This is a genomic window from Marivita hallyeonensis (assembly GCF_900129875.1).
GTDB lineage: Bacteria > Pseudomonadota > Alphaproteobacteria > Rhodobacterales > Rhodobacteraceae > Marivita > Marivita hallyeonensis.
In genome coordinates this window covers 304,786-321,788 of the sequence record NZ_FQXC01000005.1, presented here as the reverse complement: position 1 = coordinate 321,788, position 17,003 = coordinate 304,786, and the positions used below count along the sequence as shown (strand labels likewise).

Genomic DNA, 17,003 nt, shown 5'->3' with positions numbered 1-17,003 from the left:
ATCGCCGCCGTCAGCGTCGTCTTGCCGTGGTCAACGTGACCAATCGTGCCAATGTTGCAGTGCGGCTTGCCGCGCTCAAACTTTTCCTTTGCCATCTGTGTCAGACGCCTCGTGAATTGGGGGGTCCACCCGACCCGGTTTTCATCGCGGGCCAGATATTCGCAGCGACGTGGAAAATCAAGAGCAAACGCACCATCTGGCGGTGCGTCTGCCGGAACGGGTGCAGATGTCGTTTTATTGCGATCCCGATGGGGTCGCCGCAGCCGCGTTGGTAATCGCGACCACGTCGTCCGGGACGGACACCGGCAGGCGCGGCGTGACCTCATCCGCACTCGAAGTGGCATTGTCTACCAGTTCCGCCGGCGCGGCAGCAGGTGGTCCCACGAACCAGCCATCACTGTCCTGCATCTCGCGCATCCAGGTTTCTATGTCTTTGGCAGCCTGCGCGGCAAGCCACTGCATCTGCGTCTCTTTCGTGGACGCAAGCCGCGTCTCGACAAGACGAATGATCTGAATTTGCTTCGGCTGTTCGTTCATCTTGGCCTGCGCCGCATCGTCCCAAACCGTCACGTTGAGCGCGATGGCAGACTTGCCCGGGATGACGGGGGGCGGAAGTGAGTACGCCTCGACGCTCACCCCAAGGTGGTAAAACTTGCCGCCATCGTAGCGCTCGAACCGCTCGGCCAGCGCATCGGTCACGGCAGTGATCCATTCGTCCGCTGTTGCATCACGGGACACGAGCAGCTTCTGCAAATTCGGCGCCACAACACCGATATGGCCAATCTGGAAATCCCCGATCGGATCGGTCGGAGATTGCAGGTCCCGCGTGGCGTCGCCACAGGCGACCAGCAAGAACAACAGCGGAAAGGTCAGAAGCAGTCGGCGCATTGATACCCTCGGTAAATCGGCCCAACACCTAGCGCAGTCACACGCGACCCGCAACGCCATGCGGCTGGCCGTTTGCACCGCAAAACCTATCTGCACCTTATGTCTGTGCAACACCTTCATTCTTCTGCAACCCCTGTCGAGCCACCCGCACTCCCGGTACGGGCCGAACTCGTGCGCAAGCCGCTCAACGCGCTGCAAAGCTGGCAGGCTGCGCGCGACAACGTTCTGTCTATCATTCCAGAGGCCTCGACACACCTGCCCATCGTGTCGGGCAAGACAGGCACGCCGTGGCACATGGTCACCGATCCCGAGGCCATTCGGCGCATTCTTCTGGAAAACGTGGACAACTATCCGAAGTCTAAAGTCACGAAGAACCTGCTGCGCCCGGCGATTGGCGAGTCGCTTTTCATTGCCGAAGGCGCGCATTGGCGCTGGCAGCGGCGCACAGCGGCCCCTGCGTTTTCGCATCGCAATGTGATGAACCTCGCCCCGATCATGACCGGTGCCGCAGAGCGCTGTACCGACCGCATCGACGCGGCGGGCAACCGGGCGGTCAACCTGCTGGACGAGATGGTGACCACAACCTTTGACGTGATCGCCGATGTGACCTTTTCCGGCGACAAGGGCTTCGACCGGGACGGCGTACAAAAAGCCATCGACCTTTACATCTCGGAAGCGGGCAAGATTTCCCTCTTCGACATTCTGGGCTTTCCCGACTGGATCCCGCGCCCAGGACGCACGGTGTCGGCCAATGGCATGACCGACATGAAAGTCGCCGCAGACCGGGTGATCGACGCCCGCACCGCGCAGGGTCACGAGGGCGTGCCTGACCTGCTTGATCTGCTGCTCGACGGCGAAGACCCCAAAACCCAGCGCAAGATGACGACCGAGGAGCTGCGCGATAATCTTCTGACCTTCATCGTGGCGGGTCACGAAACCACCGCCCTGACGCTTGCGTGGTCGCTTTATCTTTGCGCTTTCGACCAAGACGTGCAGGACCGCGCCCGCACGGAGGCGCACGGCGTTCTGCAGGGCCGCGCCGCAACGGGTGAAGACGTTGCCAAACTGCCCTTCATCCGCCAGATCATCGACGAGGCGCTGCGCCTTTACCCGCCGGCTGGCATGGTGTCGCGCACGGCCGTTGCCGAAGACCGTCTGTCGGGCACCCAGATCCATCCCGGTGATACGGTCATCGTACCAATCTACGCCCTCCATCGGTCGCACGTGCTTTGGGACCGGCCCGATGCCTTCGACCCCGACCGTTGGTCTCATGGCTGGAAACCCGACCGCTATGCGTATCTGCCCTTTGGCGATGGGCCCCGCATTTGCATTGGTGCCAGTTTCGCAATTCAGGAGGCCGTAATCATCCTGGCGACCCTTCTGAGCCGCTTTCGGTTCACATCCGTGAAAGGTGTCGACCCCGATCCAGTAATGATCATCACGCTGCGTCCGGAAGGCGGGGTCTGGCTCGAAGCCGAACCGGTCTAGATCACCGCCGCTTCGACCAGCGGCGAATTGGTCAACAGCCTGTCATAATGGAACCCGCTCAGGTCGAGCGAGCGATATGCGCCATGGCACAGCCACTCCGCGATACCGCGTCCCATCGCCGGAGCCTGCTGCAACCCATGACCGGAGAAGCCGTTCATGAACAGGAAGTTGCCGATCTCGGGATGCGGCCCGAGGATGGCGTTGTGATCAACCGTATTCATCTCGTAATGCCCGACCCAGCTATGGGTCAGGCGGATCGCCTCGAATTGCGGGATGCGCGCCGCAACGAGGGGCCAAGCCCAGTCTTCCCAAAGCGCGTGATCCATTTCGAAATCATCGAAATCCACCGCCGGGTCCGGCCCGACCTGCCCGCCCGCCTGATAGGTCCCGCCGCCGTTTTCGCGGACGTGGAGCCCGGACGGGTCAATCGTCAGAGGCAAGTCCCGGTCCAAAGGCCGCTCGGCCTTGAACACCCACGAATAACGCTTGCGCGGCTCAACCGGCAGCACGATGCCCGCCATGTCCGCCACCTGTCCGGCGCGCGGACCGGCAGCGTTGAGGACTGTCCCGCATGCGATCCGTTCCCCGGATGACAGTCGCACCGCCTGCACCCGATCGCCCGCAACCTCCATGCCGACCACCTCCGCCTCGACATACGCGACACCCTGCTCACGCGCCTTTCGACGCAGCCATTCGAAAACGGCCATGCTGTCGAAATAGCCTTCGTCCTTCGTGTTGATCGATCCGAGCACAATATCGTCCAGCGCATAAAACGGATAATCCTCCGCGATCTGCGCAGGTGTCAAAAGCCGCGTCTCGGCCCCCGCCGCCGCCTGCACCGCCGCACGCGCGCGGAGGTCTTCGGCAAAGGCCTGGGTGTCGGCAAGGTAGAGATACCCAAAGCTGCGGATGCCGATCTCCGGCACGCGATCATCCCCACCCATATACCTGCGCAAATCATTGATGAACGCCGCGCCGAACTGGCTGATCCGCACATTCAGGTCGGTCGAGAATTGCTGCCGAATACAACTGGTCGATGTGGCCGTCGCCGTCTTGGCAAAGCTCATGTCGCGGTCGACGACCAGAATGCGCCCGTCAAACCCCATGTCTGTGAGAAACCACGCCGCCGCAGAGCCCATGATCGCCCCGCCGACAATCACCACATCGTAGCTGCCCCGCTCCGGCACAGCGCCCATGGATCAGATCGCGGCTTTCCGGCTTTCGTCGAGGTAGATCTCGCGCAGTCGCAGCGCCCGCGACCCAGGCGTGCCATCGCCCAGCGCCACGCCGTCGATTTCGACCACCGGCATGACAAAGGTGGATGCCGACGTCACAAATGCCTCATCCGCGTCCTTCGCCTCATCGATGGAGAAGTTCCGCTCCTCCACCTGCATCTGCGCCTCGCGCGCGAACCGCAACACGGCGGCGCGGGTGATCCCGTGAAGAATATCGTTCGACAGCGCCCGCGTGATGATCTTATTGCCTTTGATGATATAGGCGTTGTTGCTGGTGCCTTCGGTCACGGCCCCGTCCTGCACCATCCACGCGTCGTCCGCGCCCGCCTTCTTGGCCATCATCTTGCCCATCGACGGATAAAGCAGCTGCACGGTCTTGATGTCGCGCCGACCCCAGCGCACATCTTCGATGGAAATGATCTTGATCCCTTTCTTGGCGACTGGGCTGTCCGCCAAACCGGGTTTGTTCTGGGTGAAAAGCACCACGCCCGGCTCTGTCGTCTCGGGGTCAGGGAACACGAAATCGCGGTCTCCGTCCGACCCGCGCGTGATCTGGAGATAGACCAGCCCGTCCTCGACCTCGTTCACCCGCACCAGTTCGCGGTGGATCTCCAGAAGATCGTCGTAAACCGCCGGTTTCTTGATATCGAGCTCGCTCAAAGACCGCTCCAACCGCCGGTTGTGGCCCTCGAAGTCAATGAGCTTGCCGCCCAGTACCGACGTCACCTCATAAACCCCGTCCGCCATCAGAAACGCGCGGTCAAAGATCGAGATCTTGGCCTCGTTTTCCGGTACGTACTCTCCGTTCACGTAAACGGTGCGGGTCATGGGCGGGTCTCCTTATCCCCAAAGACCGGGCTCAGACGGATGAACCCCGGCCTCGTCAAATCTCAACGGCGTCTCGCGGTCTTCGGCCAGAAGAAGCGGGCCGTCAAGGTCTGTGACCGCCGCACCCTGCGCCACAAGAACGGCCGGGGCCATGGCAAGCGACGATCCCACCATACATCCCACCATGATGCCGAACCCCTCGGCCCGCGCCGCATCGCGCAGCGCCAGCGCTTCGGTCAGCCCGCCGGTCTTGTCGAGCTTGATGTTCACCATGTCGTATTTGCCCTTGAGCGCCGGCAAGGACGCCCGGTCGTGACAGCTCTCATCGGCACAGACCGGCACGGGGCGGTCCATCCCGATCAAAGCATCATCTTCGCCCGAGGGCAAAGGTTGCTCCACAAGCGCCACGCCCAGACGCACCAGATGCGGGGCGAGGTCGGCATACACCTCCGCCGACCAACCCTCGTTCGCATCCACGATGATCCGCGACCCCGGCGCGCCTGCGCGCACCGCTTCCAGTCGTGGCATGTCGTCGGGCGTGCCCAGCTTGATCTTGAGCAACGGACGATGCGCATGTTTCGCGGCTTGCGCCCGCATCGCGTCCGGCGTGTCTAGAGACAACGTATAGGCGGTGATCTCAGGTCCCGGCTGCGGCAAACCGGCCAGCTCCCACACGCGCTTGCCGGATTGCTTCGCGTCCACATCCCAGAGCGCCGCGTCCATGGCAAAGCGCGCGGCACACGGCGGCAGGGCGTCCTGCAACCCGACCCGATCTATGTCCTCCGGCAGACTTAAAATCTGCGATGCAACACTCTCCAAAGTCTCCCCATACCGCGCATAAGGCACACATTCGCCCCAGCCGGTCACACCACCCCGCGTCACACGCGCGGTCAGGACCCGCGCCTCCGTCCGAGATCCACGCGAAATGGTAAAGACCTGCGCCAGCCGGAACACATCGCGCGAGACCTCGATCATGGGCCGGACCCCCTGCTTCTTCTTTTCAAAAATATGCCAACGCGACGCGAGCCGCCCGGCGACCACGTGAGGTTATCGTGTCAGCAGCGCGTCGACCAGCTTCGCCGCCCCAAACCGATAGGGGTCCGTCGCGGGCAATCCCATCCGCTGCTCCGTCTCGGCCAGGTAGGCGCGCGCCTCGTCCTCGCCCAGCGCCTTGGTGTTGATGGAGACGCCAACCACCTGACAGGCCGGGTTCGCCACACGCGCCATGGGCAGGGCGGTGTCGCGCAACTGCTCCAGCGAAGGCAGGCCGTACTCCGGAAGCCCGCGCATATGCGTGCGCGTCGGTTCGTGGCAGAGGATCAGCGCATCGGGCTGCCCCCCGTGGATCAATGCCATTGTCACGCCGGAATAGGAGACATGGAACAGGCTGCCCTGCCCCTCGATATGGTCCCAGTGGTCGTCATCGTTGTCAGGCGTCAGATACTCGACCGCACCTGCCATGAAATCAGCGATCACCGCATCCAGAGGCACACCTTTGCCGGTAATCAGAATACCGGTCTGCCCCGTGGCCCGGAAATCCGATTTCAACCCGCGCGACACCATCTCGGCATCCATCGACATGGCGGTATACATCTTGCCACAGGAACAGTCGGTGCCAATCGCCAGGGCCCGCTTGCCGGACCGTTTCTGTCCATTCGCAATCGGGTACGCCACCGTCGGGATGCGCACATCGAACAAGCTGCGCCCATTCACCCGTGCCGCCGATTGCAGCTCGTTCTCGTTGCGCAGAAGCGTGTGCAGCCCTGCTGCAATGTCGTAGCCCAGCTTCAGCGCCTGAACGAGAACAACCTTCCAGGCGTCCGAGATCACACCGCCACGGTTCGCCACTCCAATGACGAGCGTTTTCGCGCCCGCAGCGATGCCCTCTTCCAGCGTCATATCGGTCAGCCCCATATCCGCGCCACAACCGGGCATGCGGAACTGGCCCACCGCGTTCTCGGGCCGCCAGTCCGTGATCCCCTGCGCCACCTTGGCCGCAAGTTGATCGGGCGCATCGCCAAGGAAGAGAAGATAGGGTGTTTGGATCATGATGACGCCCTCTGTGCTGAACTGAAGGGACGCTAAATCGCTCTGATTGAAAGGCGGTCCTCATTTCCGCTTCTGCGGCACAAATCGTCGAAGAACTGTCCAATATTGAGGGAAATCACGGTCGATTCTTCGAAGATGTGCGATATGCACAAGAATTTGTCACTCTGCGAAGATCTCGGACGCTGCGCCAAATTGCTGCGCGTGCAAAATGCACTTGCAGAAAATTGCGCAATTTCATAACTCAAGCGCGACGAATTGTGAAATATCCTTACCAAGAGGCTGCCATGTCCTTCCGCATCCAACCGACCGCCCCGGCTCGCCCGAACCGCTGCCAGCTCTTTGGACCTGGCTCCAACACCAAGCTGTTCGCAAAGATGGCCGCGTCTGCTGCGGATGTGATCAACCTAGACCTTGAGGACAGCGTTGCGCCCACGGACAAGGATGTCGCACGGGCGAATGTGATCGAGGCGATCAATACGGTCGATTGGGGCAACAAGACTCTCAGCGTGCGGATCAACGGTCTCGACACGCCCTACTGGTACCGCGACGTCGTGGACCTTATCGAACAGGCCGGGCCGCGACTTGACCAGATCATGATCCCGAAAGTCGGCTGTGCCGCCGATATCTACGCGGTGGACGCGCTGGTGACCTCGATCGAGGTGGCGAAAGGCCGCGAGAAGCGCATTGCGCTCGAAGTCATCATCGAATCCGCCGCCGGAATCGCACATGTCGAAGAAATTGCTGCGGCCTCACCCCGACTCGAGGCGATGAGCCTCGGAGCTGCCGACTTCGCAGCGTCGATGGGCATGCAGACCACCGGCATCGGTGGCACGCAAGAGAACTACTACATGCTGCACGACGGCCAGAAACACTGGTCTGACCCGTGGCATTGGGCGCAGACCGCCATCGTGGCCGCCTGCCGCACACACGGCGTCCTTCCCGTGGACGGCCCGTTCGGTGACTTCTCGGATGACGAAGGTTTCCGCGCGCAGGCGTTGCGCTCGGCGACCCTTGGCATGGTGGGCAAATGGGCCATCCACCCCAAACAGATCGCGCTCGCGAACGAGGTCTTCACACCCTCGGACGCGGCCGTGACCGAAGCCCGCGAGATCCTTGCTGCGATGGAAGACGCGAAAGCCAAGGGCGAAGGTGCCACCGTCTACAGGGGACGGCTGGTCGATATCGCGTCTATCAAACAGGCCGAAGTGATTGTGCGTCAGTCCGAAATGATTGCCGCGTCCTGACTCCAAAGGTCCCGCTTCACCTTTCACATGCTTGATCGCAGTGCGGCCTGAACCTCGGTGACCGGGCTGCCATGGAGCCGCCAGAATTTTCTGGCGAGGCCCAAGAATCTTCGTACGAAGATTCTTTGACCGGTCTTAAGACTTCGTGAAGTGGCGCCGACCCCTGAAGCGTCACTCGGGCCAGGTCTTGCGGCCATGGACACCGGTTTCGTCCAGCAAACCCAAACGCTTGGCCTCATAGTAATACCCGCGCGCGTACCACATGACCGCCTCCGCCTCGTCCCCGCCAGAGACCAGCCAGGCCCCGCGCAGGTAGCGCACCGCGTATTTCAGATTGGTTTCCGCATCCAAGAGCTCGGACGGCGCCCCACGAAATCCCATGGTGCGCGCCGTTTCCGGCAGGATTTGCATCAAGCCATAATACGGTCCGTTTCGTGCGCCGGGCCTGTGCGTGCTTTCCCGTATCACGACCCGTTGCACCAGAGACACCGGCACATCATTGCGGCGCGCCGCGTCCTCGATCTGCGACCGCAGCTGGGGTGTTTCATTCGGATAGAGAGGGATCGTCGCCGCGCGATTGACCTCGGCCGACCGGGTGCAGCCCAACGCCGCAACCAGCAAAACACTCAAGATCAGACCACGCGTGAGACGCCCCATAGCGTGGACACTCTCCCGAGATGACCGCACTCGCAAGCACGCCACGTGGCGGTCGGCGGCCTCTTGCGCATGTGATCATGCCCGCTCGTCTTTGGGTGATCCCATGACCACGTAAGACGTGATGGCATTGACCTGCGGCAGCACGCCCAAAACCTCGGTATGGAAGTGCTTGTAGGCCGCAAGATCGGCGGCCTCCACGCGCAGCAGATACTCCACAGACCCGGTGATGTTGTGGCATTCACGCACTTCCGGGCTGCGCGAAATCGCCTGTTCGAACGCCTCCTGCGCCGCCTTCGTGTGAAGGCTCAGCCCCACCGTGACATAGGCCACAAATCCGACGCCAGTCTTCTCGGGGCTCAGAACAGCACGGTAGCCCGTGATTACGCCAGCCCGTTCCAAAGCCGTGACGCGGCGCAGGCAGGCCGAGGGAGATAAGCCCACACGCTCCGCCAGAGCCAGATTGCTGATGCGTCCGTCTTCTGTAAGAACGCGCAATATCTGACGATCAATTCGGTCTAGTTCGCTCATATATTGCGTATCTTAATCCAAACGCGCACAAGTTCGCAACCAATCGCAGCACGTCTCCGCACAAGATGCGGCACATGACACTCGACCTCTTCCTTGCCCTAGCCGGCTTTGCCCTCGTGACCGTGATCACTCCGGGACCCAATAACCTGATGCTCATGACCTCTGGCGCGAATTTCGGGTTCCGTCGCTCCATCCCGCACATGATCGGCGTCGGGCTGGGCTTTCCGATGATGATCGTGCCCGTGGGCCTCGGCGTGATGCAGGTCTTCGACGCATGGCCGCCCTCCTACATGATCCTCAAGGTCCTGTCGGTGCTTTACATGCTTTGGCTGGCCTGGAAAATCGCGAACGCCGCGCCCCCCGACGGCGCACCCGAGGCCGGTAGCCGCCCGCTCACCTTCCTGCAGGCCGCCGCTTTCCAATGGGTCAATCCCAAGGCATGGTCGATGGCGCTTGGCGCGATCACCCTCTACGCCGCCGGTCGGGATCTGCCGGCCATCCTGTGGGTCGCGGGCACCTACGTCGCCATGGGCTGCCTCTCCACCACCAGTTGGACGGTGCTCGGACAGCAACTGCGGCGCCTTTTGAACCGTCCAAACCGGCTGAGGGTCTTCAACTGGGCCATGGCCACGCTTCTGGTCGCCTCACTGATCCCCGTGCTGTGGGTCTGACACCAGCGGCACACAGATCTCGGTCACAAGCGCCTCAGGCGGCACCTCGGTCGGATCGTTGAGGTAAATCTCGAAAGACGGCAGGTCCGATGGCATCCGTCCCGACGCAGGCAGCGCCCTGCCATAGAGCGCGTCCCACGCTGCGGGCAACCCGGCATAGGGCCCGGTATAGGTGGATACGGCATGCGGTCCTGCAGGCAATCGCACATCCTCCAGCGCGTCCGGCATGTCCACGTCCATTCCCACGATCACGCCCGCATGGCTGCGCAAGTCGGTCTCCGGCACCGAGGAAGGATCGCTGTGGTAAACCCCAACCATCCCGCGCGCCTCAGACCACAGGCCCCGCGCGGTAAAGACCGCCGCGACCTGCTGAAACGCCGCGCCGATCTCGGTATAGGCACCGATATGGGGCAAAGCGGCCAGCCGTGTCTCCTTCAGGGATCGTATCTCGAATTCGGCCATGGTCAGGTCTCCTTTCTGCAAAAGCTCGAAATCGCCGGGAACGCCTGCGCTGCGGAACACCGCAGGCGTGACCCCGAAATGCGCACGAAAGGACCTTGAGAAGCTTTGCGCGTTGCGATGACCAGACCGCGCCGCGATCACGTTCACCGGCCAATCCGTCTGCACCAGCCAATGCGCTGCGCGATGCGCCCGGATGCGCCGCACCGCTTGCGCGCAGGTTTCTCCGGTCATCGCAAAGAACACCCGATGCCAGTGGAACCGCGACATCGCCGCGACATCAGCCAAGGCGTCGAGCGACAGGTCAGCCGCCGGATTGTCGTGGATATGCTGCACGACGCGCCGCAACCGGGCTTCGTAATCAATTAGCGCCATCTCGCATCCTTTCGTGCGGCCATCCTGCCCGAAAGCCAAGAGACAAGTCTTGCGGACCTGCAGGGCGGGCGCAGATTGCAAATGCCCCCGGTCCCGGCCATATATCCCCCACCAAAAAACAATTGGGCACGTCGCATGACCAACTACCTCGACTTTGAAAAACCGCTGGCCGAAATCGAAGGCAAGGCGGAAGAGCTGCGCGCGATGGCGCGCGGCAATGCCGAGATGGACATCGAAGACGAGGCGAAGGCGCTGGACGCCAAGGCCGACGTGCTCCTGAAAGAGCTCTACGCAAAACTGACGCCTTGGCGCAAATGCCAGATCGCGCGCCACCCCGACCGACCGCATTGCAAGGATTACATCGAAGCGCTCTTTGCCGAATACACACCGCTCGCCGGTGACCGGAAATTTGCCGATGACGACGCCGTCATGGGCGGCCTCGCACGGTTCGATGATCGACCCGTCGTCGTCATCGGCCACGAAAAGGGCCACGACACCCAAAGCCGCCTGATGCGCAATTTCGGCATGGCGCGTCCCGAAGGGTATCGCAAAGCCGTGCGCCTGATGGAGATGGCCGACAAGTTCCGCCTGCCGGTCATTACGCTGGTGGACACACCGGGCGCCTATCCTGGCAAAGGTGCGGAAGAGCGTGGCCAGTCAGAGGCCATCGCCCGCGCGACCGAGAAGTGTCTGCAGATCGGCGTGCCTTTGGTGTCGGTGGTGATCGGCGAAGGCGGCTCCGGCGGCGCGGTGGCGTTTGCTACGGCCAACCGTTTGGCGATGCTGGAACACTCCGTCTATTCCGTGATCTCCCCCGAAGGCTGCGCGTCGATCTTATGGAAAGACGCCGAGAAAATGCGCGAGGCCGCCGAAGCGCTCCGCCTCACCGCGCAGGACCTTCTGAAACTGGGCGTGGCGGATCAGATCATCCCCGAACCGATGGGCGGCGCCCATCGTGGGCGCGACAAAACCATCCGCTCGGTCGGCACCGCTCTGCGTGCCATGCTCAAGGAACTCGACGGAGTGAAGCCGAAGAAACTCATTGCGCAACGCCGCCAGAAATTCCTCGATATCGGCGCGCACGGCCTGGCGGCATAAATGCGCGCCCTGATCCAACGCGTCTCCGAAGCCTCCGTCACAGTCGATGGCAGCACCATCGGCGAGATTGGCCAAGGTCTGCTCATCCTTGTGTGCGCCATGCAGGGCGACGGCGAGGCGCAGGCCGACAAGCTGGCAACAAAGATCGCGAAACTTCGGATCTTCAAAGACGACGAAGGCCGCATGAATCGGCCTGTCATCGACATCGGCGGCAGCGCCCTGGTGGTCAGCCAGTTCACGCTCGCCGCCGACACCTCTCGCGGCAACCGGCCCGGGTTCTCCACCGCCGCAGCACCCGATGACGGCAACCGCCTCTACGAGTATTTCACTTCCCAAGTCGCGGCGCAGGGCATTCCCGTGGCCATGGGCCAATTCGGAGCGGACATGAAAGTACGCCTCCTCAACGATGGCCCGGTAACGATCTGGATCGACACCGACGCCTAACCCCCAGTAGTGTTCTGACGATCAGGGAAAATGTTCCTTGAAAGAGAACAAGCCTGACGTCCGTCTCATGTGAGGTGGATAGGTCCCGGGCACGGCAGAGCGGACTTTTTTGCCTTTTTCGTTTTCAAGACATGCCATGCACCGACGCCAGCCGCACGCCGTCTGACACCGCTACATTGAGCAAAACGTGCGAGTCGATAGGCGAGATGACCAGCCAGAACCGGCGCAGCCCGGTGTGACCTCAAGGCTCTCGCAGCGCCTCGCGGGATTTGTAGAGCGGTTTGAGCAGGTACTGTAGCACGGTCTTCTCACCGGTGTGCAATTCCACTGTGGCCTGCATTCCGGGACGGATCTCCAGGTGGCGCTGGCGGTCCGTCAAAGACGTCTTGTCCACCCGCACCGTCACCTTGTAATGCGCGGGCGCTTCGGGGCGGCGGGGGTCTTTGAACGTGTCGGCAGAGATCACGTCAACGCGGCCTTTCAGCGAGCCGTAGATCGTGAAGTCATAGGCGGACAGTTTGATCGTTGCCTCCTGCCCGGGGCGGATATTGGCAATATTCTCGGGCGCGACCTTGGCTTCGACATAAAGCTCTTCGCCCAAAGGGATGATCTGGAGGATCTCTTCGCCCGGCCGTACGACGCCGCCGATGGTTGTCACACCCAGCTTGTTCACCACGCCATGCATCGGGCTGACGAGGACCGTCCGGTTCAACTGATCCTGCGACGCGCGCAGGTTCTGACGCAGGGTGGCGAGCTCCTTCAACGTCTCGGAATACTCCTGCGCACGGGTCAGTTCGGTTTGGGTGATGATTTCATCCAGCCGGATCTGCGCGTCCGCGTGGGCCTTGCGCGCGCGGGTCACTTCGATGAGTGCCACGACCTTCTTGTCGAGCAGGTTCTCCATGAGCTCTTTCTCGCGCGTGGCCTGATCCAAAACCCGTTGCGCGCCGTCGGCACGGGCATTGAAATCCAGTTGTCGGGCGGCCAGAAGCGTCTGTTCCGAGGCCACCATTTCCGGACTGCGCTGCCGCAGATCCCACGGCACCTCGAATTGCACCAGCCCCGCCATTTCCGCTTCAAGCCGCAACCGCCGCACCTCCAGCGCGTTGATCTGGTCTTCGAGGTCATCGACCGAGGACTGGAACTGCGTTCCGTAAAGTCGCGCCAGCACGTCACCGCGCATCACCTCGTCGCCTTCCTTGACCATCAGCTCGGCCAGAATGCCGCCTTCGAGGTTCTGGATGATTTGCGGGCGGGAGGTGGAAATAAACTCACCATCGGCGCGCACGATCTCGTCGATCCAGGCGTAGGCGGCCCAGATCACAAAGAACCAAACCGCCGCGCCGGAGAGCCAGATCACCATCGACGGCCCGCGCAGGCGGCGGTCAAGCTGGGCGGACAGGTTCGTGGTGCCAACGGCCATCGCTTTACGCCCCCTGCCCGGCGCTGCGCAGGTGGTTCAGAACCTGATCGCGCGGCCCGTCGACGACCATGCGGCCATTAGCGAGAACCGTGGTGCGGTCAGCGATGGCAAGGATCGGCACACGGTGCGTGGCGATCACGGCCGTTCGGTGCGCCAGCCACGTCTCAAGCCGCGAAATGAGCGTCTTTTCAAGTGTCTGATCCAGCGCTGCAGTCGGTTCGTCCAGCAGGCACACATCGGGGTCCTGCAACCAGAGCCGCGCCCAGCCAATCGACTGACGCTGCCCGACCGACAACCCCTCACCGCCATCGCGGATCGCGAGGTCAAGGCCTTGCGGATGGCCCTTCACGAATGGCCCCAGCCCCGCGAAATCAAGCGCCTGATAGAGACGGTCGTCATCCCGCTCCATCATGTTGAGGTTCAGGTTGTCCCGCAAAGTGCCGTGGAACAGGCGCACGTCTTGCCCAAGATAGCCGACAGACCGGCGCAGGTCGCGCATGTCGATCTGGCCCATCTCGGTCCCGTCCAGAAGGATCGACCCCGAGGTCGGCGCGTAGAGACCGGACAGAACCTTGAGCAGCGTCGACTTGCCGGACCCGTTGGTGCCAAGGATCGCCAGTGTTTGCCCCGGCTGGATCACGAGGTTCGGAATGTCCAGAACGGCGGGGCTTTCGTCGCCGTAGCGGAAGCCGACTTCACGCAGTTCGAACCGGCCGTCGATCCGCTCGCGGCGCAAGTATTTGCGGCTGTCCCTGCGGTCCTGAGGCAAATCGGCGATCTGGTCGAGCGCGTCGAGCGCCGCTTTCACATTGCCCCAGCGCGCCATGATGCCGGAAAGCTGCGTCAGCGGGGCCAGCGTGCGCGAGGTCAGGATACCGACCGCGATGATCGACCCAACGGTGAATTCACCGGCGAAAACGAGGTAGGTCCCCGCGATCACGGCCCCCACATAGGTCGCCTGCTGCACGCCCTGGCTCCAGAAGGTCAGCGCGGCGGCAAGGCGGCGTTGCTCGGATGACTTGACCGCCTGAACGCTGGTCAGTTCTTCCCAGTGCCGGGCAAAGCGGTCCTCGGCGCGCTGGGTCTTGATCGTGTCGAGCTCGCTCACCGCTTCGTTGAGAAGCCGTGACTGCTTGGTCGATGCGCCCTGCATCTCCTGCGTGAGACGGATCATCTTCTTTTGCAGGAAGACCCCGGGGATGACCATCAGCACTGCGCCTGCGATCAGAACCCAGACGACGCTGCCCGCGATGGACCAGACCAGAAGCAGGAACAGCGCGATGAACGGGATATCGGCCAGCGCGCCTACGGTGCCTGCGGTAAAGAATTCGCGGACCGATGAGAACTCGCGCATCGACGCGAAAAGCTGTGACGGCGACCGGCCAGCCGCGTCGGAACGCATGCCGAGGAGGCGGTTCAAGAGCGTCTGCTGCACCCCGGTCTCGATCTGCCGTCCCGCGCCGTCGAGAAGCGTGGAGCGGGCGACCTTCAGGAACGCCTCGAGCATCAGCGCCATCGCCGCGCCGATAGCCAGCACCCAGAGCGTGGCCGAGGACTGATGCGGGATCACGCGGTCGTAGACCTGCAGGGAAAACAGCGCGACCGAGACCGCAAGCACGTTGGCCACGAAAGACCCAAGCGCCACTTCGCCGAACTGGCGGGTGTAATTGGTGAAGCTGCCCCAGAACCAATGGCCCTTGTGACCCGTGTCGGCATGGGTATCCACCAGCGCTTGCACCGGCGCTTCGCCCCGGATCATTGTGCCGCTGTAGAAGGGCGCGAACTCGGCCACGTCGACGCGTTCGGTCTTGTCCGGCGCGCCGTCGTCCCAGATGGTCAGCGTCATCCGATCCTGGCTCAGCACCAGCACCGCCTGCCCGTTCGTCATCAGCGCAATCGCCGGCCAATGGTCGGGCGTCGGGCGCGGGACATTCAGCGCTTGCGCAAGCAACCCGGCGGCTTTCGCCCCCGCCATCAGGGCGTCTTCGCCCACCATGCCGCTGGCGTCCTGATGCTGGCCGATCGCTTCGGTGATGTCCGAGGCCACGGTGGTCAGGCCCAGACGCCCGGCATAGGTGCGGATCAACTCCGTGCGCGCGACCACGCGGTCGGAATAGCGCGGCGCGCGCGCCGGTTCATTTGCGGGCGCGTCGGGTTTCGGCACCATGCGCAGCACCGCGTTCTTCGCGCGGCCCGTCAGGAGGGTGATGTTTTTGGCCCCGCTCATATGCGCGCCCCATCTGCCAGAATGCCCAACCGCTTGGCCGCATCAAGCTCGGCGCGCGCGGCGCGGAATTTGAGGTCCAGCTCCTTTTCCAGAGCGCGCAGGAAGGTCTCGTAGACGCCGACCACATCCATCACCTGCCGCGCGCCACCTTCGTATTGGCGCTGGAACAGGTCGAGGTTCTGTTTCGCTTGCCGCGTCAGCGCCGCCGCCTCCTCCGCCTGCCGATTCAGCGCGGCAATCTCGCGCTGGTCGGCTTCGATTGCACGCTGTGCGATGTCGCGGGCTTCGGTGACTTTGCGGTCGGCGGTGACCTTGGTGGCCTCGATCGCGTCAAGCGACGCCATCGTTCCAAGACCAAGTCCCACGTCCGACCCGCCCGTCACCGCGATGTTTTCTCCGTCGTTCCGGATGCTGCCGCCCACCGACAAGCCGGGCAGATGCTGTGCCCGCGCAATCCGCGCCTGCGCCAGTTGCTGGTCACGTTCGACCATGGCGCGCAAGACACTTAGGGACATGGTTTCGGGCGTCGTGCCCATTGACCTTAGCCCGCGCAGGTCTGACAGGCTGGTCGCCGACATCGCGTTCAGCTCACCCAGGGCGCGGGTGGTCTTTTCCCGCGCCGCGCTGTCGCGCGACCGCAGGTCGGCAATCTTCTGCCGGATCACATTGAGGTCAGAGAAATCCGAGACGCCGCCTTTGACACGCTCGTCCATGACCCATTCGAAATGACCCATGTCCTTGAGTGCCTGAGCGTAAAGATCGGCTGCCGCACGGCCTTCCTCGGCCTGCAAATAAAGCACCAGCCCGTCGTAGACCCGGTCATTGCTGCTTTCCGATAGCGCCACCGCGGCCAGTTCGACATCCGCCTTCGCCAGATCACGCTCGGCTTTCTTGCGGCCATTGTCGAAGAGCACCTGATTGACCACCAGATCGGCCACGAAATCCCCGAGCGACGTCAGCGAGATACGTGGTGAGAGTGTCGGCAGCCAGTTCTTCGATGCCGCCTCGGCGCGCAGTTTTGCCACGTGCAACTCTGCCTCGGCAACGCGCGCATCGGCGGCCAGTACGCCCGCTGCGACCTGATCGTAAGGCGATCCGGCGGTGAGGACGGAGGATCGGGACGACAAGGCGCTGATAACCGGCGACGCGTCAGACGGCACCGGGGCGGCGACACGCGTTTCAGACGTCGCCGCAGGTTCGGTCGTCAGGAACCGCGACACGGCCCCATCCCCCAAATCCTGCATACATCCCGTAAGAGCCGTTGTGACAAGCACCGCACCCGCCGTGGCTCTTGTTCTCTGCCTCATCCGTCCTGAGCCCCCGCCTGTGGCTTTCTTTTTATGTCGGGGCCCGGGCCGCAATTACGCGCGGCCCGAACTGCGTTACCCT

General features: G+C 62.8%; 17 protein-coding genes. 5 read left to right on the top strand and 12 right to left on the bottom strand.

What is annotated here, in order from left to right; genetic code table 11:
• Positions 1-95: GTP-binding protein (locus BUA42_RS20990; RefSeq protein ID WP_227446961.1), on the bottom strand; the 95-nt coding region annotated here is incomplete at its 3' end.
• A gap of 139 nt (positions 96-234) precedes the next feature.
• Entirely contained in the window at positions 235-888 is a 654-nt protein-coding gene (locus tag BUA42_RS17710; RefSeq protein WP_072779648.1) for a hypothetical protein, read from the bottom strand.
• A 99-nt stretch (positions 889-987) separates the two neighbouring features.
• Between BUA42_RS17710 and BUA42_RS17705 the strand changes: the two genes are divergently transcribed.
• Positions 988-2,376 (top strand): cytochrome P450, encoded by a 1,389-nt coding sequence (locus BUA42_RS17705; protein WP_072779647.1) that lies wholly within the window; start codon positions 988-990, stop codon positions 2,374-2,376.
• On the opposite strand, the gene BUA42_RS17700 is transcribed toward BUA42_RS17705, so the two are convergent.
• The 4 genes from BUA42_RS17700 to dgcN form a co-directional block, all read right to left on the bottom strand.
• Positions 2,373-3,572, bottom strand: a complete 1,200-nt coding sequence (locus tag BUA42_RS17700) for an NAD(P)/FAD-dependent oxidoreductase (RefSeq protein ID WP_072779646.1) — start codon at positions 3,570-3,572, stop codon at positions 2,373-2,375. The genes BUA42_RS17705 and BUA42_RS17700 overlap by 4 nt on opposite strands.
• A gap of 3 nt (positions 3,573-3,575) precedes the next feature.
• Complete coding sequence (locus BUA42_RS17695) at positions 3,576-4,439, bottom strand: D-amino-acid transaminase (protein ID WP_072779645.1); 864 nt, start codon at positions 4,437-4,439, stop codon at positions 3,576-3,578.
• Between the two features lie 12 nt (positions 4,440-4,451).
• Positions 4,452-5,414 carry an N-acetyl-D-Glu racemase DgcA gene (dgcA, locus tag BUA42_RS17690; protein WP_072779682.1) on the bottom strand — a complete coding sequence of 321 codons (963 nt, stop codon included), beginning with the start codon at positions 5,412-5,414 and terminating at the stop codon, positions 4,452-4,454.
• A gap of 72 nt (positions 5,415-5,486) precedes the next feature.
• A complete protein-coding gene (gene dgcN / locus BUA42_RS17685; RefSeq protein ID WP_072779644.1) occupies positions 5,487-6,488 on the bottom strand; it encodes an N-acetyltransferase DgcN in 1,002 nt (333 codons plus the stop codon).
• A gap of 284 nt (positions 6,489-6,772) precedes the next feature.
• Between dgcN and BUA42_RS17680 the strand changes: the two genes are divergently transcribed.
• Entirely contained in the window at positions 6,773-7,732 is a 960-nt protein-coding gene (locus BUA42_RS17680; protein ID WP_072779643.1) for an L-malyl-CoA/beta-methylmalyl-CoA lyase, read from the top strand.
• 171 nt (positions 7,733-7,903) lie between these two features.
• On the opposite strand, the gene BUA42_RS17675 is transcribed toward BUA42_RS17680, so the two are convergent.
• On the bottom strand, positions 7,904-8,389 hold the full coding sequence (locus BUA42_RS17675) for a lytic transglycosylase domain-containing protein (RefSeq protein ID WP_072779642.1): 486 nt from the start codon (positions 8,387-8,389) through the stop codon (positions 7,904-7,906).
• A 75-nt stretch (positions 8,390-8,464) separates the two neighbouring features.
• Complete coding sequence (locus BUA42_RS17670) at positions 8,465-8,917, bottom strand: Lrp/AsnC family transcriptional regulator (RefSeq protein WP_072779641.1); 453 nt, start codon at positions 8,915-8,917, stop codon at positions 8,465-8,467.
• Between the two features lie 74 nt (positions 8,918-8,991).
• On the opposite strand from BUA42_RS17670, the gene BUA42_RS17665 reads away from it, so the two are divergent.
• Positions 8,992-9,588, top strand: a complete 597-nt coding sequence (locus BUA42_RS17665) for a LysE family translocator (RefSeq protein WP_072779640.1) — start codon at positions 8,992-8,994, stop codon at positions 9,586-9,588.
• On the opposite strand, the gene BUA42_RS17660 is transcribed toward BUA42_RS17665, so the two are convergent.
• On the bottom strand, positions 9,562-10,422 hold the full coding sequence (locus tag BUA42_RS17660) for an AraC family transcriptional regulator (protein ID WP_072779681.1): 861 nt from the start codon (positions 10,420-10,422) through the stop codon (positions 9,562-9,564). The genes BUA42_RS17665 and BUA42_RS17660 overlap by 27 nt on opposite strands.
• A gap of 135 nt (positions 10,423-10,557) precedes the next feature.
• On the opposite strand from BUA42_RS17660, the gene BUA42_RS17655 reads away from it, so the two are divergent.
• Together BUA42_RS17655 and dtd are read left to right on the top strand one after the other, a co-directional pair.
• Entirely contained in the window at positions 10,558-11,520 is a 963-nt protein-coding gene (locus tag BUA42_RS17655) for an acetyl-CoA carboxylase carboxyltransferase subunit alpha (protein WP_072779639.1), read from the top strand.
• The gene (dtd, locus tag BUA42_RS17650; RefSeq protein ID WP_072779638.1) at positions 11,521-11,964 is read left to right on the top strand and encodes a D-aminoacyl-tRNA deacylase; all 444 of its coding nucleotides are present in this window, start codon (positions 11,521-11,523) and stop codon (positions 11,962-11,964) included. It begins immediately after the preceding gene.
• A gap of 241 nt (positions 11,965-12,205) precedes the next feature.
• On the opposite strand, the gene BUA42_RS17645 is transcribed toward dtd, so the two are convergent.
• The 3 genes from BUA42_RS17645 to BUA42_RS17635 are packed head-to-tail and all read right to left on the bottom strand — an operon-like array spanning position 12,206 to position 16,858.
• The gene (locus BUA42_RS17645) at positions 12,206-13,387 is read right to left on the bottom strand and encodes a beta-barrel domain-containing protein (protein ID WP_072779637.1); all 1,182 of its coding nucleotides are present in this window, start codon (positions 13,385-13,387) and stop codon (positions 12,206-12,208) included.
• A gap of 4 nt (positions 13,388-13,391) precedes the next feature.
• A complete protein-coding gene (locus BUA42_RS17640) occupies positions 13,392-15,554 on the bottom strand; it encodes an ATP-binding cassette domain-containing protein (protein WP_072779680.1) in 2,163 nt (720 codons plus the stop codon).
• A 56-nt stretch (positions 15,555-15,610) separates the two neighbouring features.
• Positions 15,611-16,858 carry a TolC family protein gene (locus BUA42_RS17635; protein WP_072779636.1) on the bottom strand — a complete coding sequence of 416 codons (1,248 nt, stop codon included), beginning with the start codon at positions 16,856-16,858 and terminating at the stop codon, positions 15,611-15,613.
• Positions 16,859-17,003 lie beyond the last annotated feature (145 nt).